Genomic DNA, 25,519 nt, shown 5'->3' on the forward strand with positions numbered 1-25,519 from the left:
TGGCGCGAACGTACAGTTGAGGCCCCTGAATTCGCCGGTTCAGGGTCCCAACTGTACGTTCGCGCTTGGTGGGTAGTACTAGCTAGCTGGTGCTGTCCTGCGCGACGCGCCCGATCTCCGCGAGCGCCTGCGGATCCAAGAACGACACGGCAGGCACGGCAACACAACACAGCCAGCACAGCACAGCACAGCACAGCACAGAGAACACCGCCCAGGCCGGGGACTCGGCGTCGGAAAAACAAAAGCGCGAACTGGCAGGTAACGCCCTCAAAACCGGGATTTGCGGGCATTACCGGCCAGTTCGCGCTCGGGTTCGCGCAGGGCGGGAAGAGCTAGCTGGCGCTCTTCTGGGCGACGAGCTCGATCTCCACGAGCATTTCCGGATCCAGGAACGGCAGGACGTGGACCAGCGACATCGTGGGGCGGATCTCGCCGAAGACCTCGCCGTGCGCACGGCCGGCGTCCTCCCACTTGCTGATGTCCGTCAGGTACAGCTTGGACTGCACGACGTCGGCGAGCGCGAATCCGGCGTCGGCCAGGACGGTCTCGAGCTTCTGCAGGATGAACTGGGTCTGCTCGTAGAAGTCGCTGCCGACGATGCCGTTCTCGCCGCTGGCAGCGGTGGCCGAGATGTAAAGCGTGTTGTCCACCTGGACCGCGCGGGAGTAGCCGAGCTTCTGTTCCCAGACCGAGCCGGTGCCGAACGTCTTGCGCATGCTGCTGCGCCTTTCACTAGGGGTTTTAAGTCGGCTCCACTCTAGGCGGGCCGGACCTCCAGCCTGAAAACCAGCAGCTTTATGTCGGTGCCGGGCACATACCAGTCGCGCTCGGGCACCCGGCGGAAGCCCGTTTTTCGGTACAGCCCGTGGGCGCTTTCCCAGTCCCCGCCGGTGGTCAGCGCCACGGCACGGATCCCGTCCAGTGATCTGGCGTGCGCAATGATCGCTTCGACCAGGGCCAGGCCGGCACCGCTGCGCTGCACGGCAGGGTCCACCACCAGCATGCGGAACTCCAGCTCGTCGTCGAGCGCGATATCGGCATACTTCTCACCGGCCAGCGCCAGCGTCACGGAGCCGACAATCGTTCCGGCTCGCTCTGCCACCCAGATGGTGGCCAGTTCTGCACGGGTGGCCACGTCCTGGATCTGCTTCATGTACGGATGGTCAGCGGTCTCGAAATATCCGGCCGCCAGATAGGCGTCCCGGGTGATGCGGGCGATGGCCGCAAAGTCGGCGGGGACGGCGGGACGGACGGTGATCTGCGGCTGCACCCGTCAATGGTAGTGCCGGCCAACCGATGCACCCCGCGAAACGGCTGTTTCCGTGACTGAACTATCACGTTACCGACGGCGGCGCTCCCGCCGCAGCCCGGAACCATTCGGGGCAACCCGACGACGGTCCGGGAACCATGCCCGACGACGGCCCGGCCGAGTTACGACGACGCCCCGGCCGAGTTACGACGACGGTCCGGCGGTTTCCGGCGCCGCTTCCGCGCCGCTCTCCACAGGAGCCTCGCGGTGTTACGAAGCGAGGCTCCGGAAGGCTCCGAATAACCCGGCATTGCGGCTTTCTTGCGCCGGATTTCCGGGGGTTTCCGGCGGTTTCGGCTTGCGACCCGCACGCTGGCTCCTGTGCTCGGGGGCGTGTTTAGTGGTGTCCACCCACCCGCACCGCCAACCGAGGAGGATCCCCCATGCCGCCGCACTTAGACCGTCCGAAGCGTCCCACCCGCCGCCAGCTGCTGGCCTGGTCCATTGCCCTTCCCGCCATCGCCGCGCTGACAGCCTGCAGCGTCCAGGCCACTGCGGCCGGCGAAACAGACTCCGATGCACTGAAGGCGCCGCTGGCCTCCACGGTTCCGGCCGGCACCGAACTGGTGGTGGGCGATCCGACCACGCAGGTGGCGCTGCAACTGTCCGGGCAGATCGATAAGTTCACCTTCCCCATCAAGTTCGCCAACCTGTCCGGCGGCCCGCAGACCACTGAGGCGTTCCGCGCCAAGGCCCTCGACGTCGGCTCGGTGGCGGACATCCCGCCGATCCACGCCACGTGGACCGGCCTGGACGTGAAGATCGTCGCCAGCCAGTACCGCGCGGACGCGGTCCGGTTCCCGCTCTACGAACTGGGCATTGCGCCGAACGCGGGCATCAGCAGCCTTGCCGACTTGCGGGGCAGGAAGATCGCCTACAGCCCGGGCCAGGCACAGGGCGCGCTGGTCCTGCGGATCCTGGAAAAGGCGGGGCTCAAGCAGAGCGACGTTAGGCTCGTGGAACTGCCCAGCACCGGGGACGTCTACCCCACCGCCCTGGCGGCAAAGCAGGTGGACGCCGCTCCCCTGGGCGGCGTCAACATCAAGCGCTACCTTGCCAAGTACGGCGGCGAAGGTGCTACCACCATCAAGCACGGCCTCCGCGACGATCCGGGCCATCTGTACGCTCCGGTCCAGGTGCTGCAGGACCCGGCCAAGGCGGCCGCCCTTCGTGAATACGTGCAGCGCTGGGGCGCCGCCCAGCGCTGGATCGAGGACCATCCCAAGGAATGGCGCGACGGGTACTACGTCCGCAACCAGAACCTGAGCGCAGAAGACGGCGACTACCTCATCAAGGCGGCCGGGCGGAAGGACATCCCCACCTCATGGACAGATGCCATCGCCCGTCACCAGCAGACCATCGATCTGCTGGCCCGCGAACAGCAGAAGCCGCAGTTTGACGCCCACAAGCTCTACGACCTCCGGTTTGAGTCGATTGGCGGCACCGCCTTCGCAGAAGCCAAAGCTGCAGCATCGGGCGCCTCACCTGCAGCACCGGCCTCGGCTGCTGCACCGGCCCCGGCTGCCACTCCATCCGCCGTAGCCACCGGGGCCCGGCCATGACCGCCGGAGTGCTGGTGCGGAAACTGGCCGCCGGCGTGTCCCGGCCCGCCGGCACCGGCACCGGTCAGCCAGGCCGGGGTCCCAGCGACGGCGAACCCAGCCACGGCGAATCAAACAACGCTAAACAAGGCAACGAACAAGGCAACGGAAATCCAAGCAGCTCCGAAGCAGCCGACCGCCGGCCGCTGACCCGGCGCCTGGGCCCGGGACCGCGGCGCCGGTTCGCCGCCCTCGCCGGCCCGGCACTGCTTCTGGCCGCGTGGTGCCTCGCCTCCGGCGCGGGCCTGCTTGACCCGCGCATCCTCTCCGAACCATGGAACGTCGTGGCCACCGCCGGTGAGCAACTGGCCTCGGGGAAACTGCAGGAGCACCTCGGAATTTCTGCCCAGCGGGCGGCCCTGGGGCTGTTCTTCGGAATCGTCCTCGGCGTGGTTCTTGCCCTGGCTTCCGGGCTTAGCCGAGTGGGCGAGGCCCTGGTGGACGGACCGGTGCAGATCAAGAGAGCCATCCCGTCCCTCGCACTCCTGCCGCTGCTCGTCCTGTGGTTCGGGATCGACGAGACCATGAAGGTCCTCACCATCACCCTCGGAGTGTTCGTCCCCATCTACCTGCAGACCCACGCCGGACTCCGCAGCATCGAAACCAAATACGTGGAGCTGGCCCAGACAGTGCGGCTGAGCCGCCTGGCCTTCATCAAGCGAGTGGTGTTGCCGGGAGCCCTGCCGGGTTTCTTCCTCGGTCTGCGCTTCGCGGTGACAGGCGCCTGGGTCTCCCTCGTCGTCGTCGAACAGATCAACTCAACCAGCGGCATCGGCTACATGATGGAGCTCGCCCGCACGTACGGCCAAACCAACATCATTGTCCTCGGCCTGGCCGTCTACGGAATCCTCGGCCTCCTGTCGGACGGCGCCGTCCAACTCCTGCAACGAAAGGCACTGTCATGGCAACGAACGATGGCCGGCTGACCCCGAACGCCCCAACTGCAACGGTCAGCGTGCGCGGCCTCATCCGCGGCTACGGACCCAAGGGCGTCCTGAACGGCGTGGACCTCGACATCGCACCCGGCGAGTTTGTGGCGCTGCTCGGTCCCAGCGGCTGCGGCAAAAGCACCCTGCTCCGCGCCCTCGCCGGGCTGGACCATGAGGTCAGCGGTAGCGGAACGGTCACCGTTCCTGCCAAAGTCTCGGTGGTCTTCCAGGACTCCCGGCTGCTCCCTTGGGACTCGGTGCTGGGGAACGTCACGCTGGGCCTGCAGGATCACGACGCCGAAGAACGCGGCCGCCGTGCGCTCGCCGAAGTGGGACTCGCCGGACGCGAAAAGGCCTGGCCCCATCAGCTCTCCGGCGGGGAACAGCAGCGCGTGGCGCTGGCCAGATCCCTGGTCCGCGATCCCGAACTGCTGCTGGCGGATGAGCCCTTCGGGGCGCTGGACGCGCTGACCCGGCTCAAGATGCACGGCCTGCTCGCGGACCTGGTGGCCGCCCATCAGCCTGCCGTGCTCCTGGTCACCCATGACGTGGATGAGGCGATCGCGCTAGCGGACCGCATCGTCGTGCTGGACCACGGCAGGGTGGCGCTGGAACGGAAGGTCATTACTGGAACCAACCGCGCCCCGGACGACGCCGGCTTTGCAGGGCTGCACGCCGACCTGCTGGGAGCCCTGGGTGTGGACCGGCACCGCGTAGAAGCCGCCGCGTAGAACTCCGGGACAGAAACTTCAGCCGGGTAACTTCAGCCCGGAACGCCAGGCCAGAAGCCCACGCCCCGGCATGTCGACAGCCAGACACTTTCGAAAAGGACCGAACCATGAGCACTCCCGAACGCACGCTGCACCTGAACGCCTTCCTGATGAGCACCGGCCACCACGAGGCGTCCTGGCGGCTGCCGGAAAGCGACCCCCTGGCGGGGACCGACGTCCGCCACTTCCAGAACCTCGCCACCATCGCGGAACGCGGAAAGTTCGACTCCGTGTTCTTCGCCGACTCCCCCGTGATCTTCGGTGACGTCGGCCGGCGGCCCGCCGGGCGGCTGGAGCCCACAATTCTCCTGACGGCCCTGGCGGCGGTGACGGAGAAGATCGGCCTGATCGCCACGGCTTCCACCACATACAACGATCCCTACAACCTGGCGCGGCGTTTCGCCTCCGTCGATGTGGTCAGCGGCGGCCGCGCCGGCTGGAATGTGGTGACGACGGCGGGCCCTGACGCCGCCCGCAACTTCGGCATCGATGACCAGCCATCCCATGCGGCGCGCTACGAGCGGGCGGCGGAGTTCCTCGATGTGGCCGGCAAGCTCTGGGACAGCTGGGACGACGACGCCGTGGTGGCGGACAAGGAGTCCGGGATCTGGGCCGATCCCGAGCGGGTCAGGCCCATCAATCACACAGGCAAGCATTTCAGCGTGCAGGGGCCGCTGAACGTCCCGCGCTCCCCGCAGGGCTATCCGCTGCTGGTCCAGGCGGGCTCGTCCGAGGACGGCAAGGACCTCGCTGCCAGATACGCCGAGGCGGTCTTCACCGCCCAGCAGACCCTCGCCGATGCACAGTCCTTCTACTCCGACCTGAAAAGCCGGGCTGCGGCCGCGGGTCGGGATCCGGGAGGAATCAAAATCCTCCCGGGCATCGTGCCGGTGATCGGGTCCACCGAAAGCGAAGCCCGGAGGCTGGACCAGCAACTTGAGGACCTCATCAAGCCGGAGTACGCGAGGGTGCAGCTGGCCAGGACACTGCGGGTGGATCCTGACGATCTTGCCCTGGACCGCCAGCTCCCGGCGGACCTGCCCAACGAAGATGAGATCGAGGGCGCGAAAAGCCGGTACACGCTGATCGTCCGGCTGGCCCGCCGGGAGAACCTGACCGTCAGGCAGCTCATCGCCCGGCTTGGCGGCGGGCGCGGGCACCGGACCTTCACAGGGACGCCGGAACAGGTGGCAGACGCCATCGAACTGTGGTTCCGGAACGGCGCCGCGGACGGTTTCAACATCATGCCCGCGGTGCTCCCGTCAGGGCTGGAAACATTCGTGGACCACGTGGTTCCGGTATTCCGGGCAAGAGGCCTGTTCCGCGCCGAGTACACCGGCAACACGCTGCGCGAGCACTACGGCCTGGAGCGGCCGCTGAACCGGTACTCCGGCGCGCTCGCTTTGAATTCGGTGTAGACCCGGACGCCCGCCGGGACCATAATTCCTGCACCGCGTGTTCAACAACATTCGCGGTGCAACGGAATGAAGGGAAGAGCCCATGAATGAGGAAGGGGCTCCGCGGCTTACCGTCGTGCAGCCCGGACAAGGCAGGGAAGCACCGCTCGGCGGCATCGGCGTCGTGTTCAAGCTCTTTGGCGAGGACACCAACCAGCAGCTGTCCATCGTGGAGCACCCGTTCCCGGTGGGCGCGCTGGTGCCGCCTCACATCCACACCCGCGAAGACGAGTACTCGATCGTCATCGAGGGCGAGATAGGGTTCCGCTCCGGTGACCGCGAGGCGGTCCTGGGTGCGGGCGGGTACATCACCAAGCCACGGAACGAACTTCACACCATGTGGAACGCGGGGAAGGTGCCCGCCCGCACGATCGAGGTGATCAGTCCGGCCGGATTTGAGCACTTCTTCTGGGGCCTTGCCAACCACATCGAAGCCGGACTGCCGGACCCCGAGACGGTCGAGAAACTCGCGGCCCACTTCGGCCTGCGCTTCGCCGAGGCGCCCTGGCTGCCGGATATTATTGCGCGCTACAACCTGACCCCGCCGCGGATGTAAACCACGCGTAGGTGAACGGCGCGCACGTGAACCGCCCGCACGTGAACCGCGCAGAACCGCCCGGGCCGCACTTGGCCCGGGCGGCGGTGCGTGCAAAGGCGCGAATGAACGCGCGTGAGAACTACAGCGGGAACTTGCCGGACATCTCCAGCGTGCCCGCGCATGTCCAGGCCGACAGCCGTTCCTCGGCTGAGGGCCCTCCCTCCAGCGGGCTGGTGAGCCGCGGGCGCCGCACCCAGCACCCGGCTTCCTCGGCCACCAGCGCACCCGCGGCGAAGTCGTGCTCGTTCAGGCCGCGCTCTCCGAAGGCGTCGACTGTTCCGTCGGCAACCATGCAGAGGTCCAGGGCAGCCGAGCCGAGCCGCCGCACGTCCGCGAAGCCGTCCACGAAACTGCCCAGCGCCGCGAACTGCTCCGCGCGCACGTCCGGGTCGTAGCTGAAGCCGGTGGACAGGAGCTGGCCGGTTCGCCCGGGAACCGGGCCGGTGAGCTGCACCCGCTTTCCATCCTGCTCCAGCCAGGCACCCTGGCCCCGGGAAGCGTAGTACACGCGCCCCAGCGCGGGGGCATGTACGACGCCGGCCAGCCAGACGCCGTCGGAATCGGCAACCGCCACGGAGGTGGCGTAGTAGACGATGTTGCGGATGAAGTTGGTGGTGCCGTCCAGCGGATCAATGGACCACCGCAGCCCGGTCGGCTGCTCGGGCCGCGTGGTCCCGTGTTCCTCGCCGGTGATCACGTCGCCCGGCCGCGCACTGCGGATGGCGGTGCGTACGGCTTCCTCGGCGGCAACATCGAAGGCGGTGACCCAGTCGCCGGCTTCGCCTTTGTTGGCCACCGTCCCCGAGTCCAGAGCGCCGTTGCTGCGTTCGGCCAGTACACCGGCACCGGCCGCCGCGGCGGACTTGGCCACGTCGAGGAGCGCGGTCAGGTCCACGCGCTTTGCAGTATCCAGTGTCACTCGGAATCCTCCCCGTTGCCCGACACGGCGGTTGCCTCGGGATCGTCAGTTTTCGCGTCAGGTTCCCCGGCGCCGCCGGCTGCGTCATCCCCGTCAGCCACGGCCGGCCCGTTGGCCAGCAGTTCCCGGAAACCGTCCTCGTCCAGGATGGGCACGCCCAGCTGCTCGGCCTTGTCCCGTTTGGTGCCGGCGTTGTCACCGGCCACCAGGTAGCTGGTCTTCTTCGAGACCGATCCCGCTGCCTTGCCGCCGCGGACCAGGATGGCTTCCTTGGCCTCGTCGCGGCTGAAGCTTTCCAGGGTTCCGGTGACCACGACGGTCAGCCCCTCGAGGGTGCGCGGCGTGGATTCGTCCCGCTCGTCCTTCATCCGGACCCCGGCTGCTGCCCAGCGGTCGATGATCTCCACGTGCCAGTCCTCGGCAAACCATTCCTTGAGGGCTGCGGCGATGGTAGGGCCTACCCCGTCCACGCCCGCGAGCTCCTCCTCGGAAGCCTGCCGGATGGCGTCCATGGTGCCGAAGTGGTTGGCCAGGGCGCGCGACGCCCGGGGACCGACGTGCCGGATGGACAGTGCCACCAGGACGCGCCACAGCGGCTGGGTCTTGGCCTTTTCGAGTTCGGTGAAGAGCTTCGCGGTGGTGGCAGTCGGCTTCGAGGGCGTCTTGGCCGTGCCTTTGCTGTAGAAGTAGGGCACCAGCTCGAACTCACCGGTGGGGACACCCTTGGACCGCTTCTCGCGCCGGATCTTCACCGGTTCCAGGTCCTCCGGCGTCAGGTCGAACAGGGCCGCCTCGCTGACCAGCGGCGGGACCTCAGGTTCCGTCGGCTGGGTCAGCGCGATCGCGGCCTCCCAGCCGAGGGCCTCGATGTCGAACGCCCCGCGGCTGGCTACATGGAACACGCGCTCACGCAGCTGCGACGGGCAGGACCTGGCGTTGGGGCAGCGGATGTTCACGTCCCCTTCTTTCCCGGGCGCGAGCGGCGTTCCGCAGGACGGGCATTCGGTGGGCATCACAAAATCGCGCACGGGCGGGTCCTGCTGGTCCCGCAGCGCCAGCACCGGGCCGACGATCTCGGGGATGACGTCCCCGGCTTTCCGCAGGACCACGATGTCGCCGATCTTGACGCCCTTGGCCTTGACCACGTCCTGGTTGTGCAGGGTGGCCATTCCCACGGTGGAGCCGGCGACCTTGACGGGCTCCATAATCCCGAACGGCGTAACCCGGCCGGTGCGGCCGACGTTGACCGCGATGTCCAGCAGCTTGGTGTGCACTTCCTCGGGCGGGTACTTGTAGGCGACTGCCCAGCGCGGGACCCGGGTGGTGTAGCCCAGGGCGCGCTGGGTGGCGAAGTCGTCGATCTTCACCACGATGCCGTCGATCTCGTGGAGCAGGCTGTGCCGCTTGTCCCCGTATTTTTCGATGAATGCCAGCACGTCGGCGGGGCTGCCCAGAACCTCGAAGTAGGGGCTGACCGGCAGTCCCCATTCCGAGAGGAGCCGGTAGGTCTCCGACTGGCTGGCGGCCTGGAGGCCCTCACGGGCGCCGATTCCGTGGACGAACATCTGCAGCGGGCGCTTGGCGGTTTCTGCCGGGTCCTTCTGCCGGAGCGAGCCTGCTGCGGCATTGCGCGGGTTGGCCAGCGGCGCCTTGCCAGCCTCAATCAGCGCCTCGTTGAATTCGGCGAACGCCTTGGACGGGATGAACACCTCGCCGCGGATTTCCATCTCGGCGGGAAACCCGGTGCCGCTGAGCTGCTGCGGGATCTCCTTGATTGTGAGCACATTGTGCGTGATGTCCTCGCCGGTGGTGCCGTCGCCGCGGGTCGCGGCCCGGACCAGCTTGCCGTCCCGGTAGAGCAGGTTCACGGCCAGGCCGTCAATTTTCAGCTCGGTGAGCCAGGCTGCGTCCGGATTCCCGGACTTGGCGACCCCTGCCTCCGCCTTGGCGATCCAGGCCTTCAGTTCGTCGATGGAGAACACGTCCTCCAGGCTGTACATGCGCTGGAGGTGTTCGACGGCGGCAAAGGCCGCGGACACTTCCCCGCCAACCTCCTGCGTGGGCGAGTCATTGGAGACGAGCTCCGGATGCAGCGCCTCGAGTTCCTCCAGCCGGCGAAAGAGAGTATCGAACTCGGCGTCGGAGACCAGGGGTTCGTCCTCCTGGTAATACGCGAAGCGGTACTTCCGGACGAGGTCCGCCAGGTTCTCGTACTCATCCCGTACCGACTCAGAGGGAACGGCTTCCGGCTCAAGCTGGTCAGTTCCGGTGGCTGCGGCGGTTCCCGTATCTGCGTTATCTGTGGGGCCTGATGGTGTGCTCACAGACCTATCTTGCCTTACGGCAGGGACATTTTGCCGAGGCGGCAGGCCTCCCGTGCCGGTAGGAGCCCTACCAGTGACCGGGGCGGTTGCGGCTCCACAGTGCGAAGGCCAGCCCGCCCAGACCCACCAGGAGGACACCGCCCATGACGGCAAACAGGCCGAAGATGCCAATCCCGGAGCTCTTGTCCGCGACCACGACGGCGGCGGCCTGGCTGGCCTGGACCGGGGTGGCGATCGGTTTGGTCCAGCTGGATTCGGCCGAAGGGGCGGAGGACGACGGGGCGGGGGTAGCGGAAGCGGTGGTCACCGGAACCGCCGCGAGTGTCGCCACCACCACTGCAGCCCCGGCATCGGCCGGCTGCGGCGCCAAAGGCGTCATCGCGGGAGCGGGGACGGACGGCACGGGGGCAACGCGCGGCGCCGCAGGCGCCACGGGCCGCACAGGAGCGGGGGCCGGCGCAGGCGCAGGTGCCTTCCGTGCCGGCGGCTGCGCCGGCGCCGGAGCAGGCGCCGGGACGGGAGCCGCCGTCGTCGGAGCCGGGGAACCGGACGACGGCGGGGCGACCGGTACCGGTGATTCGGTGCACTGTTGCTCGGGCAGGCAGGCCGCCTGCGCCGTTCCGGCGGCGCCGGCCGCAACGGTGAAAGCCAGCATGGCGGCGGCAATTCCGGGCAGCAGCGCGCCGCGCAGACGAGTGGTTCGGATCATGGAAGTACCTTTGCAGCCGCGCAGGATACCCCGCGCCCAGTTTTGTCCCGGGTATCTTCCTACAGTCCGGCGCGTCGCGCCAAATCGGCTACTGCCGGTTTTCCGGCGGCAGCGCGATCTGGAGCTTGCGTACCTTGCCCCGGCCGACGATGTAGCCGCGTCCCGGGATGAAGTCCGTGCCGACCCGTCCGAGCGACGTATTGAGGAGGCTGTCGCCGTCGATATCGCCCGGATTGATCAGCAGTCCCCGCCTGCCCGACTTGAACGGCTGGGCCAGCGACCATGCCGATGACCAGGTGGACGTTTCGGATTCCCCGACTATCCACTGGTCGGCCTTGATGGACGCCGCCACCAGCCTTTCGATGCCGGATTCGGCCAGGGTGTCCGTGAATTCCGTGAGCCCCTCGATGAAGATGGCCACCTTTCCCGGGTTGGCCGAGGCGTGGTCCGTGAGTGCCTCCACCGCCTCTTCGACGTCGTCAGCCCCCACCAGCGAACGGTCCCAGACCGGCAGGGAAGCCACCGCGGACTTCCGGGCGGCAAGGTAAACCAGTTCGGTGCCGGGGTTGGACCGGCGCAGCGCGTAGGCCATGGTCACCAGGGCCACGGTCCGGCCGGCGCCGGGCGGGCCGGCGAGCAGCAGCGGCCCCTTGGCCATGAGCGTTGCCGGCTGCAGCGTTTCGTCGTCCACACCGATGACGGGAAGGTCCCGAATCCCGGCGGGTAGGATGTCCAGGTCGATCTGCTCGGGCAGCCGCTCGATCCGGGGGGCACGCTCCACGCCCTGGCGGAGCATGGCCTCGCTGAGTTTGTGGACTTCGCGTGCCTGGAGGGCCAGGTTGGAGTTGCCGCCCAGGACGGCGAGCTGCACCTCGTGGCCGCCCAGCAGGCCGCGGCCGGGAGGCGAGGCCTGGCCCAGGACGTCCTTCGGCACGTCCATGGTCAGGTAGTCGTCCTCGGCGGACAACCGCAGCACCAGCCGCCGCTGGATGGAGGCAAGCAACGACGCCGGGACGGAGTTGGGGCGGTCGCCGGTGACAACGAGGTGGATGCCCAGGGGACGGCCGTCCGTGGCCAGTTGCAGGAAGAGGTCCCAGAGGCCGGAAAGCTTGCTGTACTCGTAGGCTTCGCGGAAGGCCGACATGCCGTCGACCAGCACAAAGATGCGCTTTTCATCCGGCAGTCCGGCGAGCTGGCGGTACTCCCCGATGGTGGAGGCGCGGACCTCGGCGAAGCGCCGTGCCCGGTCCTCGGCGAGGTCGCTGAGCCAGCGCAGGAGCCTGCCCACGCGCTCCACGTCGTCGCCGTCGATGATCCCGCCCACGTGCGGGAGCTCCTCGAGCATTTTGAGGCCGGCCGAGCCGCAGTCAATCCCGTAGACGTGCACGGGGCCGCCGCGGGGCGTGACGGCAGCCGCGATGGCGATCCCCCGAAGCGCCGCGGACTTGCCCGAGCCGCCGGTGCCGTAGATGGCCATGTTGCCGTCTTTGTCCGGTTCGTAGAAGACGGTGGGCTGGTCCTGGCGGGCGGGATCGTCCGCCACGCCCAGCAGGAGCCGTTCGTCGGTGCGCGGGTTGGGCAGCAGCGAGAAGTCGTAGGTGGTGGCAAGTTCGTTCAGCCACGGCTTCCGCGGCGGCTCGATGGCCAGCAGGCCCGCGGCGGCGATGACGTTGGCGGTCATCCTGGCGATGTCGTTGGGCCCGGCGGGTTCTTCCTGCACGGCGGTCTCGGGGGCCGGCGTTTCCCACACGGGACCCGACCCGAAGGCCATCTCCACGATCTCGATCTGCGGGCGCTGCGGGCGTTCGGTGGTCCAGCCGCCGGCGTAACCGGTCTGGAACCCCTGGATACGGCCCGGCCCGGTTTTCGCTGCGCCGCGGCCCGGAATGGAGGGGTCGAAGTACGCGGCGTCCGGAACGCCGAGGATATCCGTGGCGTCGTCTTCGTCGGCCATGCGCAGCGCCACCCGGAGGTTGGTGTTGGCGCGCAGGCTTTCCTTGATGACGCCGGCGGGCCGCTGGGTGGCGAGGATCAGGTGCAGGCCCAGTGACCGGCCGCGGGCGGCAACGTCCACCACGCCGTCCACGAACTCGGGCACCTCGGTGGCGAGGGCGGCGAATTCATCCACCACGATCACCAGGTAGGGCGGGGCCTCCGAATCGGCCTCGCGCTGGAGGGCGAGCAGGTCCTTGGCCTTTTTCCTGTTGAGCAGGTGTTCGCGGTAGTGGAGCTCGGCCCGCAGCGATGTGAGGGCGCGGCGCACCAGGTGCGGCGAGAGGTCGGTGACCAGGCCCACGGTGTGCGGCAGGTCGACGCAGTCGGCAAACGCAGCGCCGCCCTTGTAGTCCACGAACAGGAAGCTGACGCGGTCCGGGCTATAGGCGGTGGCCATGCCCATGACCCAGGACTGCAGGAACTCGGACTTGCCGGCGCCCGTGGTGCCGCCCACCAGCGCGTGCGGCCCCTCGTTCTTGAGGTCCAGATGCAGCGGCTCCACGCCCTTGGATCCCACGAGGGCACGGAGCGAGCCGTTGTCCTTGCGGTTGGCGACGGCTGTGGAGCGGACGGAGTTGTTCTCCTGCCAGCGTTCGGCGACGGCCTGCGGGTTGTCGAGGAAGTCCTTGCCCAGCAGCGCCGCATAGGACACTGCGCGCGGCAGGTTGGAGTCGTCCTCCACGGGCTTTCCGGCGTCGACAACCGGCGAGAGCATACGGGCCAGCTGGCCTGCGAGATCGGCGTCGAGGCTTTCGCAACTAACGGGGTAGGTGTGGCGTCCCAGCCGGACCTGGCCGGTGGTGGTGCCGTGCTCGCCGTCGACCGCCATGAAGTCACGGCAGGCGGCCGGAAGGGATTCGACGCCGGCAGCCACCCACAGCACGTGGACGCCGGTATCCGGTCCGCGCTCCACGAGCCGGGTCAGCCGGCCGCGGTCCACCGGCGCGTCGTCCTCGACGATCACCAGCACCGAGGGCAGTACCGGCGGCGGAACCTCCGAGGTTTCATCAAGGATGCCGGGCCGGTGCACAGGACCCTGCCCCGGGCCCTGCGAGCGCAGCGCGGCCTCCCGGAGTTCCACGAGGTCCTCGAGCCGGGCCAGCAGGCTGGTGCCGCCTGCCGAGCCGGCCGCAAGGTGGTCGCCGCCGAGGGGGCTGTGGCTCGAGCCCACGTGCGGCAGCCATTGCAGCCAGTTCCAGCGTTCCCGGGACCGGGCCGAGGTGATGGCGGCCACGGCCACTTCCGCCGGGGAGTGCAGGCCCACGAGCTGGAGCACTACCCCCCGTGCCACGTCGTCGACGAGTCCGCGCGGCCCGGCGAGGCCGAACGAGCCCGCGGACCGCAGCTGGGAAACCACCGGCACGCCCTCGATCTGCCGGAACTGGTCCAGGCAGTCCTCGATCTCGCGCCGGTACTCCGTCTCGGTTTCCGAGGTGTTCGGCTCCTCGAACGGAATCCGGGACGGCACCGTGCCGAGCCCGAACCGGAGGGCCAGGAACCCGGCGTGTTCGGGCCGGTGGGTCCAGAGCAGCGGGCCCAGCTTGTAGATGGAGTCGACGGTGTCACTGACGGACGGGGCTTCCTGGAGCCGGACGGCCCGTTCCACCCGCTGCAGCTCGGTGGTGTCCTGCCGGAAGGCCGCCATGGCCTCCCGGAACTGCTTCAGCTGCTCCTTGCGCTCACGCTTGTTTTGCAGCTTCTGGTCCACGTAGTGCCCCACGATGAACAGCGGCATCATCAGCATGAACAGCATGGACAGCAGGCTCTGGGTCACCGCGAACAGCACCGAGCCCATCATCAGCGGAGCGATCAGCATGATGTACGGGAAAGGGTGGTGGTCCTGCCGCTTGGGTCCGGCCGGGGGCACCCGCTTGCCCGGGGCGAACCGGGGCACCACCCGCGGGGAACGGTTGAAATCAACCAGGGGCGACGTCGGAGCTGCCGCCCCGCTGCGCGCCAGCGGCATCACGGTCAGCCCGGTGTCGCCCAGTGTGACGGTGTCGGAGGAATTCAGCGTGGCGCGGGTGACGGGCAGCCCGTCCATCTGCAGGCCGTTGGCGGAATTCGTGTCGACGATCTCGATGCTCTCCCCCACCGTGATGCGGGCGTGCCGCTTCGACGTCAGGGGGTCGGTGAGCCGGACGTCCACGTTCCGGTCCCGTCCGATGTAGCTGGTGCCGGACGGCAGCGAAAACTCCCGGCCGACGTCGGGCCCGGAGACTATGCGGAGCGTCGCCGCGGCGGGGCCGCGGTCCGCAGCAGGGCCGGCGTCGTTCGGGTTGCCGAACTGGTCGCTCACCTGGGTGAGCGAAACGACGGACCCGGGCCGCAGCCCGGACTCGAGGAGGTTGTCCGCCCGGTCCAGGACGATGCCGCGCATGCCGCCGGCCACGAAAGCCTCGTCGATCCGGAGTGAAAGGTTCGGCGGAGCGGGCTCCTCCCGCCGGGCGGGGTCTGCAGTCCACAGTTCGGTGGCGATGTCCGCGACCGTGGCGCGGCCGTCCACGGTGACGGCCAAGTCCTTGGCCTCGGCGGGGTCCCGGCGCAGGGTGAGTCGGATCCTCATGCTTCGACGTCCCCTCGCATCTTTTCCAGCAGGTGCAGGTCCTCGGCGGTGACCAGGTGCGAGGTGACCGCGTGCTCGACGAGGCGGGCACGCCGGTTGGTGGCCAGCTTTCCGCCGCCGCCCCGGAGTCCGGCCACCCCGGCCCGGTCCAGCTTGTCGCACACGTTGTCCAGCTTCCGGTTGAACCTGGTGAGGGCCCAGCCCAGGGCCCGGGCCGCCTCCGCGGAGGACGGAATGGCGCTGAATCCGGTGCCTTCCCGCCGGAGCATGGGCTCGGCAAGCGCCACGATGAGGGCCTTCTGGGAGTCGGTGAACACCACCGGGCCGATGGTGGTGTCGCCGCCGCTGGTTTCGCTGCTCGTTTCCTGCCGGAACGACGGCGTCTTCAGGTGGACGGCGAATTCGTAGGTGGTGGGCCCGGCCGTGAAGATGACGCTGGTGTGGCTGAAGACAAGGGGCAGCCGGGCGCCGGGCGACAGCCAGGCCTGCATGCCACCGGATCCGTCGGCCACCGTGGCGGACAGCCGGCTGCCCACGTTGCTGAGCCACCAGATGCCGTCGTACCGGGCGATCTGAAGGAAGCGCCGGTGCAGGTACGGGTTGTCGTCCACCTCGAGGTCGCCCTCGCGGCCGATGCTGAAGATGTCCTCATCGGTGGGCTCGTACCACTCGCCGCAGAAATCTATGGCCAGGTCTCCCATGTTTCCCTGTCTTCTCGTCGGGTCTGTTGCTGCTGGGCGGCCGTGCTTGATGCCGCAGGGTGCTAAGGGCGTCCTAGAGACACGCGATGGAATCCTCGCCCGCCGGCGAGGCGGAGCCGTCGCTGCGGACGATGATCACCTGGACGCAGGTGGGCTCCGCCGGATTCGCCGTGACATCCGCCCGGGTTGCCGACGTCGACAGGTAGCTTCCGCCGCCCTTGACCGTTTTGATCCGCCACTTGTACGTGTCCCCCGGCTTCGGCTGCGGGTTGGTCCAGGTGAAGCGGACCTTCCCTTGCACGCCAGCGCTGCCGGCCAGCTTGGCGACGTCGGGCACGGATCCGTCGTCGACGGCGTCGGCGGGCGGCTTGCTGATGGTTTCGGTGGGCCGCGACTCGGGCTGCGGCGCAGCCGATGCCATCACAATACCCACGATGGCCGCCAGCACCAGGAGCGTTCCGCCGGAGATGGCGAGCCACAGGTTGCGCTTCCCGTGGTCCGCCGGGTCATCCGCCGGCTGGCCGGAGGCATCATCCTCCCCGGCCTTTGGCTGGTTGCTGCGCAGGACCGTGGCGTCGGCCCAGCCGTCTGCCGCAGGTGATGTGAACGCCGCAGGCTCCCGGGCCGCCGCCGGAGCGGCCGACGGCGGGATGCCCGGTACCAGCCCATTCACCGGCTGAGGCCCCGGCTGGGGCGCCGGTGCTGTTGGCCCCGGTACTGTTGGCCCCGCTACAGCCGGTGCCGGCGCGCCTCCCCCGTCCAGCGGCTTGGTGCGGGCCGGGAAGGTGGGGGCGCTTCCGGTCCGGTCCGGGTCGATGGAGGCGACGTTGCGGACGCGCGTCTCCTCCACGCCGTCGTCCAGGTGCACGTCCTCCGGGAGGCGTTCTTCGAGCACCTCGAACGGCGTGACGGACAGGTTGAGCTCGGCCTGGATCCGCTGCAGCGCCAGGGCGAAAGCATGGGCGGACGAATAGCGTGAGGCCGGCTGCTTGGCCATCGCCGTCGCCAGGGCCAGTTCAAGGGATTCCGGCACGTCGGCACGGCCCAGCCGTGGTACCGGCATGTTGGTGATGCGCGAAATGAGCTCGCGCTGGGAGTTGTCGGCGCCCGGCAGCACGAACGGCGACCGTCCGGCGAGCAGGGTGTACAGCGTGGCGCCGAGAGCCCACACGTCCACCAGCACGCCGTCGACATTGCCGTCCCTGAACTGTTCCGGCGGCGACCAGGGGATGGACATCCCGGCGTCCTCGTCGACGTCGCCGGCCAGTGTGCCGGAGATGCCGAAGTCGGTGAGCGCGGGGCGGTTGTAGTCGGTGACCAGGATGTTGGCGGGCTTGATGTCCCGGTGGGCAATGCCGGCCCGGTGCGCTGTTTCCACGGCGGAAGCCACCTGGATGCCGACGGCCAGGACCTCGTCCACGCTGAAGCGCTGCCGGCGGTACCGGACGTCCAGGCTGGGCCGGGAGCAGTACTCCATGGCGAGGTAGGAATGCCCGTCGTCGGTCACTTCGGCTTCAAAGATGGTGACGATGAAGGGGTGCGAGGACAGCTGGGCCATCAGGTTGGCCTCGGACTCAAACCGGCGGCGGGCACCCTCCGTCTTGAGGCCGGACAGCAACACCTTCACGGCCACCTTGCGGCGCGGCCGGTCCTGCTCGTAGAGGTAGACGTCGGAGAAGCCGCCCGATCCGAGCAGGCTGACGTAACTGAAACCGGGGATGCGGGGCGGCGGTGCCGCCGGCCGCTTGGAACTCACAGGATCTCCTCAAAGCGCAAGGAAACGTCATCGCCGAGTTCTGCGATGTCGCCGTCCAGGACAATGGCCATTTCATTCTGGGCAAGGCGACGCGGCGGTTGCCCCTCGCGGACCAGCACCGTGCCGTTGGTGGCTTTCAGGTCGCACAGCATTACGTGCCAGCCCTCCAGCCGGACCTCCACGTGCGACCGGGAAATGTCGCCGCCGGGGCTGGCGACCTGGACCAGCCGCGGCATGGTGCCGCCCTGCACCCGGGACACCGACGGCTGCCGGCCGATCACGAGCGACTCGTCCAGGTCAAGCAGCTCGCCCGTGGACAGCCGCAGCCTGCCCAGCCGGGGGCGCGGCACCTGGATGGCGACATCCGGCAGCTGCGCGCCGCAGGTGAAGCACTGTCCGCTGGTGGGCGGGTTGGCGTGGCCCGCCGGGCAGACGCGGGCGAGCACCAGCGGGCCGTTGCCCGCCGCAGCGGCCTGGCCGGGTTCCGGCCCCTGCCCCGGATTCCCCGCCCCGGAGGTGGGGAGGTCGCTCTTGAGGATGGTCTGACCGTCGTGGTCCCCTTCCGCCGCCCCGCCGGCCCCGGGTACGGAGATGAACGACGGCGGCACCTGGGCTGCCGCAAACGACGGCGGCATTTGGGCTCCTGTGGGTGACGGCTGGACGCCGGGCGCTGAGAACGACGGGGGCGCCTCAGCCGCTGCGGAGGTGGGCGGCACCGGAGGTGCCGAGAACGCGGGCGGTACTTCCGATGCCGGGGCACGGTCGCCGCCGGTTGCCCACGGAACGGAGTCGATCAGGCCTGACAGAGCCGGGGTTGCGGGGGCAGGGGCCGACGGTGCCGGGGTTGAAGGGTCAGGCGCTGACGGGGACTGGGTTGAAGGGTCAGTCGCCGACGGTGACTGGGCTGATACGGACTCCTGAGCAGCTGTTTCCTTGGTCCCCGTCTCCGGAACTGCCACTTCCCCGCCCGCCGGAGCACCGCCGTCGTTCTCCTGGTCTGTCCGCACCGCGGCGTCTTCAATGCTGCGAACCACGGTCTTGTCCCAGAGGTGGTCGTACGAGCCGGTGAGTTCGGTGGCCGGGCTGTCTTCGGGCAATGTCCGGGCACCGGCAGCACCCGTCTCGGTGAATCCCGTGACGGTTTCCTGCAGCCCCGCAACTGTCTCGGCCGACGCTTCCTGCTCAGGCTCCGCCGCCAGGGAAATGTCCTCGCCGGGCGCCGCGATGGTCTCGGCCGACGCCTCTGCAGGCGTTGCGGGAGTGGATGGTGCGGCAGGAGCCGGTGCAGCGGCTGGCGTTGCGGCAGTTTCCAGCCGGCCTGACGGGGTGCCCCCGGATCCGGTGACGCTGACGCGCAGCGACTGCAGGAGCACGGTTCCCTCAACCACCGGCAATTCGGCGGTGTGCAATGCTGCGGCGCGCCCCTCAGGGTGTGCTTGCGCGGCAGCGGGCACCTTCACGCTGAACCACTCGGGAGCGTCCAGCCACCGCTCGGTCCAGGTGGTGACGTTCCGGCCGTCGAGGTTCACAGGACCTGACGGGAGCTGGACTGTGAGGTCGATGTCGCCGCGCAGGAAGACCCGCAGCGAGTCGCTGAATCCGATGATCCCGAACCACGGGCTGGCGGACAGCGGTGCACCAAACCCTCCCGTCACGGCATGGAGAACCTCGGCTGCGTCCGGGCTTTTCGCCAGCAGCTCCCACACCGTGCTGACCAGCGGGGCCGGGGTGGCGGGGTCGAGGATCACCGCAGTTCCCGAGCGGATGACGCCTAGCCATCCGCCGGGGATATAGCTAGCTGCGGCCATTGACAGTGTCCTCGCTTCCGGCACGCGGCAGCGTGTCCTCGTCTTCCGCGTCGGCGGCTGTGCGGGGCGCGGTCGTGGCCACACCGGCGTCGTTGAGTACATTCCTGGCATCGATCACGATCACCGTGATATTGTCCCGGCCGCCGCGCCGCAACGCCGCCTGGATCAGGGCATCCACTGCCTCCTGCGGGTCCTCGACAGTGCTAAGGATCTCAAGCATCTGGCCGTCGGTCAGTTCACCGTTGAGGCCGTCCGAGCAGACCATCACCCGGTCGCCTTCCTCAATCGGCAGGAGCCAGTAATCGGCCTCGGTCTCATCGCCTGCGCCCAGCGCCCGCGTCACGACGTGCCGGCGCGGATGAACCGCGGCCTCCTCGGCGGTGATCTCGCCGCTCTCGACGAGTTCCTGAACCTCGGAGTGGTCCACGCTGACCTGCGCGAGACGGCCCTGGCTCAGCCGGTACGTCCGGGAATCGCCGATGTTCATGACCAGCCAGTAGGGAACACCCATTTGCTCCACCACCACCACGCCGCTGAGCGTGGTGCCGGCCCTCGAGCCAGTGGCGGAGCGGATCGATTCGTCGGCGCTGGCAAGGTACTGCTGCACCACTCCCGCGGTGGCCGTCCGCTCCCCGGTGGCCAGTTGCGGCAGTTGGGCCAGCGCCCGGACGCACATGCCGCTGGCCACCTCGCCGGCTTCATGGCCGCCCATGCCGTCAGCCACGGCAAACACGGGATCCGAGGCAATGTACGAGTCCTCATTGAGCTCGCGGCGAAGGCCCCGGTCCGTTCCGTAGCCGTAGCTCAGCCTGAGGCCGGGCTCGCCGCCGGCCTCTGGAGTTCCGGCCGCCTGCTGTGAATTCATGCGTGTCCTACGTTGAAGGTGCGGTCCCCGAAATGAACTGTGGTTCCGGGGCTGACAAATGCGGGCACACCCGGCTGCAGCGGCGTGCGCATGCCATCGGGTGTGGTGACGGCGCTGCCGTTGGTCGAGTGGCGGTCGGTGACCCAGATGCCGGAGCCGTCTGTGAGCAGGTGGAGGTGCGTCTTGGAAATGGTCCTGCCCGGGTCCGGGACGGGCAGCAGCTGCGCCTGCGATTCCCCCGCGGCCGGGGCGGGGTTGCGCCCGATCAGGACCGTCCGCTCCAGGCGGAAGTCGCGGCCGTCGTCGAGCGTTATCCGCAGCACCGCCTCAGGCGCGTCCTGCCGCGCTCCGGCACGCACCTGGGTGCGGTCCATGGCGTCATCCGGGTGGGGAGCGCTATCGGGGTGCAGAGCGTTGCCCGGGTAAACAGCGTTGCCCGGGTAAGGCGGGACAGGGGCTGCAGGCGGGACCGGGGATGCGGGCGATGCCGGATCAACAGGGGTGCTGGGGGCAACCGGGTTCCGGGACGCAACCGGGGAGGCCACCTGCTGCACCGGGGGCAGGTCCAGGGGTGCGAAGCTGTACGGGCCTTCGATGCCGCCGGTGGCCACGGGGTTGCGTCCGTTCACGACGTCGAAGACGAGGGTTTTCGCCGCACGGTCGTGCCACCCGCGGAGCTTGCCGTTCCGGTCCCAGACGCTGGATACCACCACGACGACGGCCCAGGCCGCGCCGAGGAGCAGCAACGGTCCCAGGATCAGCGGGGCGGCCTCGAACCACTTGAGGACCGCCACCAGTACGGCTGCGAGGACGGCCAGCAGAATGCCCGCGCCGGTCACCATGCCCCGCAGGAACACGGCACCGAGGCCCGGGGCGTAGCCGTCCTTGTCGGCGCTGCGGATGCCCATGAGCCGGTTGCCGATGGTGTTGCCTGAGCGGCCCTCGACGATTGCGACGGCGAACGCATAGGCAATGGTCAGTCCGGCTCCGATGCTCCCCAGGAGCGCCAGCAGGCTTGTGTCGTAGATGATGAGTCCGGCGCTCCGCGTGCTGGTGATGCCGGCGAATCCGAAGGACAGCAGCACCGTCAGGATGGCCACGGGCGCAAGCCAGTCGAGGACGGCTGCGCCGAGACGCTTGCCCGGCGCTGCGGGAACCAGCGCAAGAGTGCCTGACATGTCCGATCCTTCCCCCAGCCCTAACGGGATGCTACCGGGAATCGGGGCGGCTTGCCTCCCGCCGCGGCCGGGCGTCACTCCCGGATCCTGCAGGGCTCCCCTGTTAGGCAGGGCTCCCCTGTTAGGCAGGGCTCCTCTGTTGGCCGGGGCTCCACGGTTGGGCAGGGGGGTGCCGCACGCACCGCAGAAGCTTGCCCCGGCGCGGACCGGCTGCCCGCAGCGTGGGCACGGCCCCGTTCCCTCGCCAACTGCAGCTCCGCCGCCAGGCACAGACGAACCGCTCACCGCCGGAACCCCCGCGCGGCCAGGGCAGTCCGGGCCTCGGCCAGCAGCGACCGCGGCGAGAACCGCGCCTGCTGGCGCCGCCAAAAACCGACGGTTTCGGTCATCTCCTTGAGCGAGCCGTCCACGACGTCCCAGTACTCCCGCACCTCATCCTCGCTGGGCTGGCCGGCCCCGAAGATGGAGGCGTCAGCACGGTGCGCCAGCAGGGTTGTGGTGCTGCCGGTGGCGGGGAACGCTTCGGCGACGACCGCCGCCGTTTCCCGCCTGGTGGCACGGGTGTCCACGGCCGCACCCATGTCCGTTGCCAGGCTAAGGACCTCGTTCCAGCCGCCGCCAACGCGCTGGGCAGGGTCGCCGCCGGTGAAGCGCGCCTTCCGGCGGCGGGCCTTGAGCAGGGCGATGAGCAGCAGCGGCAGGGCCAGGATGCCGAGGGGAACCATGGCGATGCCGATGGCCGTCAGGATGGGACCCCAGATCAGCCAGGGGTTGTTCTTCTTCTCGTCGGCGTCAAGCGCGTCGGGAGAGGAATCCGGCGGCAGGTCGGCCGGCTCCTGCGGCGGTGGCGGCGGCTGCAGGACCTGGGGCTTCGGCTTGGACTTGTTTTCCGGATCGGGCGGGATGGGAATGTTGTCCTTGGGCGGCGTGGGGTCGAAGGCCACCCAGCCCACCCGGTCGAACGCCACCTCCACCCAGGCGTGGACGTCCTTGCCCAGGATCCTGATTTCGCCGGCACCGTTCTCCGGGCTCTTCGGGTCCGGGTAGAAACCCATGACCACGCGCGACGGGATGCCTAGGTGCCGCAGCATCAGGGACATCGCCACCGCGTACTGCTCATCGTCGCCCAGCATCTGTTTGGCGGTCAGCAGGTCCCGAATGCGCGCAGCGCCGTGCCCGGAGACGCTGGGAAGCTGCCCGTCGGCGATGAGCCCGTTGCTGAAGGCGCCCTTCTTCTGGAAATGGGCCTCGATCTGCCGCACCTGGTCCACGGCCGTCGGGGCGTCCGCGGCAAGGTCATTGGCCTGGGCGCCCACCACCGGCGGCACGTCGGTGGTGTCTGGCAGGCTGACCTTGGCAAAGTCGTATTGCGTCAGCTGCCCGTGCTCGAGATTCACCGGGTCCGAAATCTGGACGGTGTAGGAATCACCCCGGGACAGGCCCTGGGTGGTCACCGCAGTGTCGGTTCCGGAGTTGAAGTACAGCCCCGAGGCAGCGGCGGATGAGCCCGGGCCGAAGCTGAGTCCGGTGGTCTTCCGTCCGCCCGGAACGAAGTAGCCCTGGTAGTCGTCGATGGTGATGTCCAGGCTGTAGTCGTCCGTGGGGACCGCGTCCGTGGCGTCGGCCAACGTGTTGATCGATTTCGCATCGCCCACCTTGCTGAAGCTGCCGGAGCCGTTCGGATCCATCGTGTAGTTGGTGCCGTTGAAGGAATCAAGTGCCCCGAGCCGGACGCGCGCGTCCTTGGGCAGCCCCTTGACGGTGAACAGGGCGTCGTCCTTCTTGTCCTTAACGAAGTTGCGGAAGCTCGCCAGCGGCGTGACGTAGGTCTTGGGGTCAAAGGGAGGGACGACGACGTTGCGCAGGACGCGCCGCTCGTCGCCGCCGGCGATAAGCGGCGATACGGCCGCGGTGATTCCCACCGTGGCCGCCAGGACGGCGGCTCCGGCCGCGAGGCGGCGCATGTGCGCCTTCCCGGCCGTGCCGGCGTCGTGCTGGGGACGGTTCACCGACACCTTGTGGGTGTCGCGACGGCGCAGGACGTCCCGCCGGAAGGTGGCCCAGGCGATGCCCACCACCGTCAGTGCGATGCCCCGTTCCACGGTCAGGAACCCGGCGTTGGTGCTGAAGGCGATGCCTGTGACGAACAGGACCAGGACCGGCAGCAGCGGCCAGTACGGGCTCCGGATCCGCCACGTCAGCACGCCGGCGGCGGACGCCGTCATGAGTGAGCTCAGGAAAGGGACGATCAGCACGCCGCCCGCGGTGCCCACCGGAACTCCAACGGTCAGCATGTCCTTCCACGAAAAGACGACGCCGAGCAGCAGCGTCCGCAGCGATTCCAGGCCTGGCAGGAATCCGGCGACGGCGGCGTCGGGCACAGCGAGGGCCGTCCCCAGTACCAGGTAGGCCCCGAAGGCCAGGGCTGTGGTGATCAGCAGCCCCAGCCGGAAATGGGCGTTGCCGGCAGCGATGGCCAGGCCCAGGATGATCCCGCCAAAGCCGGCAACCAGGTAATGGGGGTCGCCGCCGAAGCTGAGGCTGAACCCCAGGACACCCAGCCCGAGCAGAACGGTGAGGGCACCGCCGTCGAGCACAAAATGCCACAGCGGCCGGCCGTCGGCGAAGGCGGACCCGGCAGCAGGCCGGGCTGAACGGCGGGGGCTGCCTGAACGGTCCTTCCGATCTGAACGGCGGGGGCGGAGACCGGTGGCCTCACTCATGCTGCAGCCTTTCGCAGGACGGAGGGAAGGTCGGAGAGGTCACCGACCGTGAGCACGGTCAGGTCGCCGATGTTGGCACGGGCCGGGGCGGCACCAAGGTCCACGAGCACGGCGAGGCTCCGGACGCCGGGCGGCACTGAGGCTGCGGCCGAGCGCAGCTGGGTGGGCGTCACGTGGCTGCCCACGACGAAGAAAACCACGGAGGCGTTGGGCACCGTGTCGGCAAGGGTGCGGGCGAGGTCGACGGCGGTCTTCCGCAGCGGGGTGCCGACGATCCGGGTCATGTCATCCAGCATGTTGCGGCCGGTCTCGCACCGCAGCGGACCGGACTGGGTGAGGACGTCCAGCTCGCGCTGTTCGCGGATGGCCTGCCGGCCGATCGACGCGGCTGCCGATATGGCCAGCTCAAACTCCTCCTCCGACGCGTATTCGTCCGTGTTGATGGACAGCGAAATGGCCAGGTGGGCGCGGCGGGTTTCCTCGAACTGGCGGACCATGAGCTTGTTGGTCCGGGCGGTGGTTTTCCAGTGGATGTGCCGCCGGTCGTCCCCCGGGACGTAGTCGCGCAGCGCGTGGAAGGAGACGTCCGCGCTGGACAGCTCCGTGGTGGGCATGCCCTCGAGGTCGCGGATGAACCCGGCGGCGGAACCCGCCAGCGCAACCGTCCGCGGATGCACGTAGAGGTCCTCCGGTTCGGTACAGAGCACCTGCCGGCGGAGCAGGTGCAGCGGATCGGCCCGGACGGAGCGCACCGGGCCCACCACGATGACGGCCCTGCGCGCAGTGGGGATGGTGAACAGATCCTCATGCACCTGTTGGGGTTTCATCCGCGGGAGGTGGAAAACGGCGGTGGCTGACCCGACGGGCAGTTCGAGGTCGGCGGGCAGGAGCGGCCGGGCAGACGTGTTGGACACAGCGATGCTTCCGACCGCGCTGTCCCCCACCGCCACCCGGGTCCGGGCGAGATCAAGCACAACGCCGTAGGAGGACCGGCCCAGAATGAAGCCGACGGCGATGACGAAGAGCACCAGAGCCGCAACGGCTGCCGCCTTGGCCTCCTGCCAGCCGTAGGCGTTTCCGGCCGCCCACAGCAGAACCGCTGCGGCCAGCACGGACCAGCCCAGGACGCTGACCACGGACAGGACGGGCCGCACACGGCGGCCCCACACGCCGTCGGCCATCCGCCAGGCCGGACCAAGCGCCAGGAGGGCCGTGCTGGCGGCATCCGACCACACCCGCTGCCTCGGCAGCCGGACCTTGGACCACTGCACGCCGGACAGCCGCACCTTGGGCAGCCGCATCCTGGGTAGC

18 protein-coding genes are annotated in these 25,519 nt (G+C 68.9%); 5 read left to right on the forward strand and 13 right to left on the reverse strand.

Annotated elements, in window-relative coordinates; translation table 11 throughout:
- Window positions 1–332 precede the first annotated feature (332 nt).
- The gene (locus tag R5O87_RS06490) at window positions 333–716 is read right to left on the reverse strand and encodes a RidA family protein (protein WP_410555731.1); all 384 of its coding nucleotides are present in this window, start codon (window positions 714–716) and stop codon (window positions 333–335) included.
- 41 nt (window positions 717–757) lie between these two features.
- A complete protein-coding gene (locus tag R5O87_RS06495) occupies window positions 758–1,270 on the reverse strand; it encodes a GNAT family N-acetyltransferase (RefSeq protein ID WP_410555732.1) in 513 nt (170 codons plus the stop codon).
- Window positions 1,271–1,692: 422 nt separating this feature from the next.
- Between R5O87_RS06495 and R5O87_RS06500 the strand changes: the two genes are divergently transcribed.
- From R5O87_RS06500 to R5O87_RS06520, 5 genes are all read left to right on the forward strand, one after another.
- Window positions 1,693–2,871 carry an ABC transporter substrate-binding protein gene (locus tag R5O87_RS06500; protein ID WP_410555733.1) on the forward strand — a complete coding sequence of 393 codons (1,179 nt, stop codon included), beginning with the start codon at window positions 1,693–1,695 and terminating at the stop codon, window positions 2,869–2,871.
- Window positions 2,868–3,836, forward strand: a complete 969-nt coding sequence (locus tag R5O87_RS06505) for an ABC transporter permease (protein ID WP_410555734.1) — start codon at window positions 2,868–2,870, stop codon at window positions 3,834–3,836. The genes R5O87_RS06500 and R5O87_RS06505 overlap by 4 nt, the downstream gene beginning before the upstream one ends.
- Window positions 3,812–4,570 (forward strand): ABC transporter ATP-binding protein, encoded by a 759-nt coding sequence (locus R5O87_RS06510; protein WP_410555736.1) that lies wholly within the window; start codon window positions 3,812–3,814, stop codon window positions 4,568–4,570. Before R5O87_RS06505 ends, R5O87_RS06510 begins: the two co-directional genes overlap by 25 nt.
- 107 nt (window positions 4,571–4,677) lie before the next feature.
- Window positions 4,678–6,027: an LLM class flavin-dependent oxidoreductase gene (locus tag R5O87_RS06515; RefSeq protein ID WP_410555737.1), complete on the forward strand. Its 1,350-nt coding sequence runs from the start codon at window positions 4,678–4,680 to the stop codon at window positions 6,025–6,027.
- Between the two features lie 82 nt (window positions 6,028–6,109).
- On the forward strand, window positions 6,110–6,622 hold the full coding sequence (locus tag R5O87_RS06520; RefSeq protein WP_410555738.1) for a cupin domain-containing protein: 513 nt from the start codon (window positions 6,110–6,112) through the stop codon (window positions 6,620–6,622).
- 121 nt (window positions 6,623–6,743) lie between these two features.
- On the opposite strand, the gene R5O87_RS06525 is transcribed toward R5O87_RS06520, so the two are convergent.
- The 11 genes from R5O87_RS06525 to R5O87_RS06575 all read right to left on the reverse strand — a co-directional run bounded on the left by R5O87_RS06525 (window position 6,744) and on the right by R5O87_RS06575 (window position 25,509).
- On the reverse strand, window positions 6,744–7,583 hold the full coding sequence (locus R5O87_RS06525) for an inositol monophosphatase family protein (protein ID WP_410555739.1): 840 nt from the start codon (window positions 7,581–7,583) through the stop codon (window positions 6,744–6,746).
- Complete coding sequence (gene ligA, locus R5O87_RS06530) at window positions 7,580–9,907, reverse strand: NAD-dependent DNA ligase LigA (protein ID WP_410555740.1); 2,328 nt, start codon at window positions 9,905–9,907, stop codon at window positions 7,580–7,582. Before ligA ends, R5O87_RS06525 begins: the two co-directional genes overlap by 4 nt.
- A 67-nt stretch (window positions 9,908–9,974) precedes the next feature.
- A complete protein-coding gene (locus R5O87_RS06535) occupies window positions 9,975–10,616 on the reverse strand; it encodes a hypothetical protein (protein WP_410555741.1) in 642 nt (213 codons plus the stop codon).
- Between the two features lie 88 nt (window positions 10,617–10,704).
- Window positions 10,705–15,177: an FtsK/SpoIIIE domain-containing protein gene (locus tag R5O87_RS06540; protein WP_410555742.1), complete on the reverse strand. Its 4,473-nt coding sequence runs from the start codon at window positions 15,175–15,177 to the stop codon at window positions 10,705–10,707.
- Window positions 15,174–15,878: a hypothetical protein gene (locus R5O87_RS06545; RefSeq protein ID WP_410555743.1), complete on the reverse strand. Its 705-nt coding sequence runs from the start codon at window positions 15,876–15,878 to the stop codon at window positions 15,174–15,176. Before R5O87_RS06545 ends, R5O87_RS06540 begins: the two co-directional genes overlap by 4 nt.
- A gap of 73 nt (window positions 15,879–15,951) precedes the next feature.
- Window positions 15,952–17,634, reverse strand: a complete 1,683-nt coding sequence (locus tag R5O87_RS06550) for a serine/threonine-protein kinase (RefSeq protein ID WP_410555744.1) — start codon at window positions 17,632–17,634, stop codon at window positions 15,952–15,954.
- Window positions 17,631–19,442, reverse strand: a complete 1,812-nt coding sequence (locus tag R5O87_RS06555; protein WP_410555745.1) for a hypothetical protein — start codon at window positions 19,440–19,442, stop codon at window positions 17,631–17,633. Before R5O87_RS06555 ends, R5O87_RS06550 begins: the two co-directional genes overlap by 4 nt.
- Window positions 19,429–20,307 carry a PP2C family protein-serine/threonine phosphatase gene (locus R5O87_RS06560; RefSeq protein WP_410555746.1) on the reverse strand — a complete coding sequence of 293 codons (879 nt, stop codon included), beginning with the start codon at window positions 20,305–20,307 and terminating at the stop codon, window positions 19,429–19,431. Before R5O87_RS06560 ends, R5O87_RS06555 begins: the two co-directional genes overlap by 14 nt.
- On the reverse strand, window positions 20,304–21,755 hold the full coding sequence (locus R5O87_RS06565; RefSeq protein WP_410555824.1) for an RDD family protein: 1,452 nt from the start codon (window positions 21,753–21,755) through the stop codon (window positions 20,304–20,306). Before R5O87_RS06565 ends, R5O87_RS06560 begins: the two co-directional genes overlap by 4 nt.
- 11 nt (window positions 21,756–21,766) lie before the next feature.
- Window positions 21,767–24,208, reverse strand: a complete 2,442-nt coding sequence (locus R5O87_RS06570; protein WP_410555747.1) for a transglutaminase TgpA family protein — start codon at window positions 24,206–24,208, stop codon at window positions 21,767–21,769.
- Window positions 24,205–25,509, reverse strand: coding sequence for a DUF58 domain-containing protein (locus R5O87_RS06575; RefSeq protein ID WP_410555749.1), 1,305 nt, complete (start codon window positions 25,507–25,509; stop codon window positions 24,205–24,207). The genes R5O87_RS06570 and R5O87_RS06575 overlap by 4 nt, the downstream gene beginning before the upstream one ends.
- Window positions 25,510–25,519 lie beyond the last annotated feature (10 nt).

The sequence above is a fragment of the Arthrobacter globiformis genome (genome assembly GCF_046536215.2).
Classification (GTDB): Bacteria; Actinomycetota; Actinomycetes; order Actinomycetales; family Micrococcaceae; genus Arthrobacter; species Arthrobacter globiformis_E.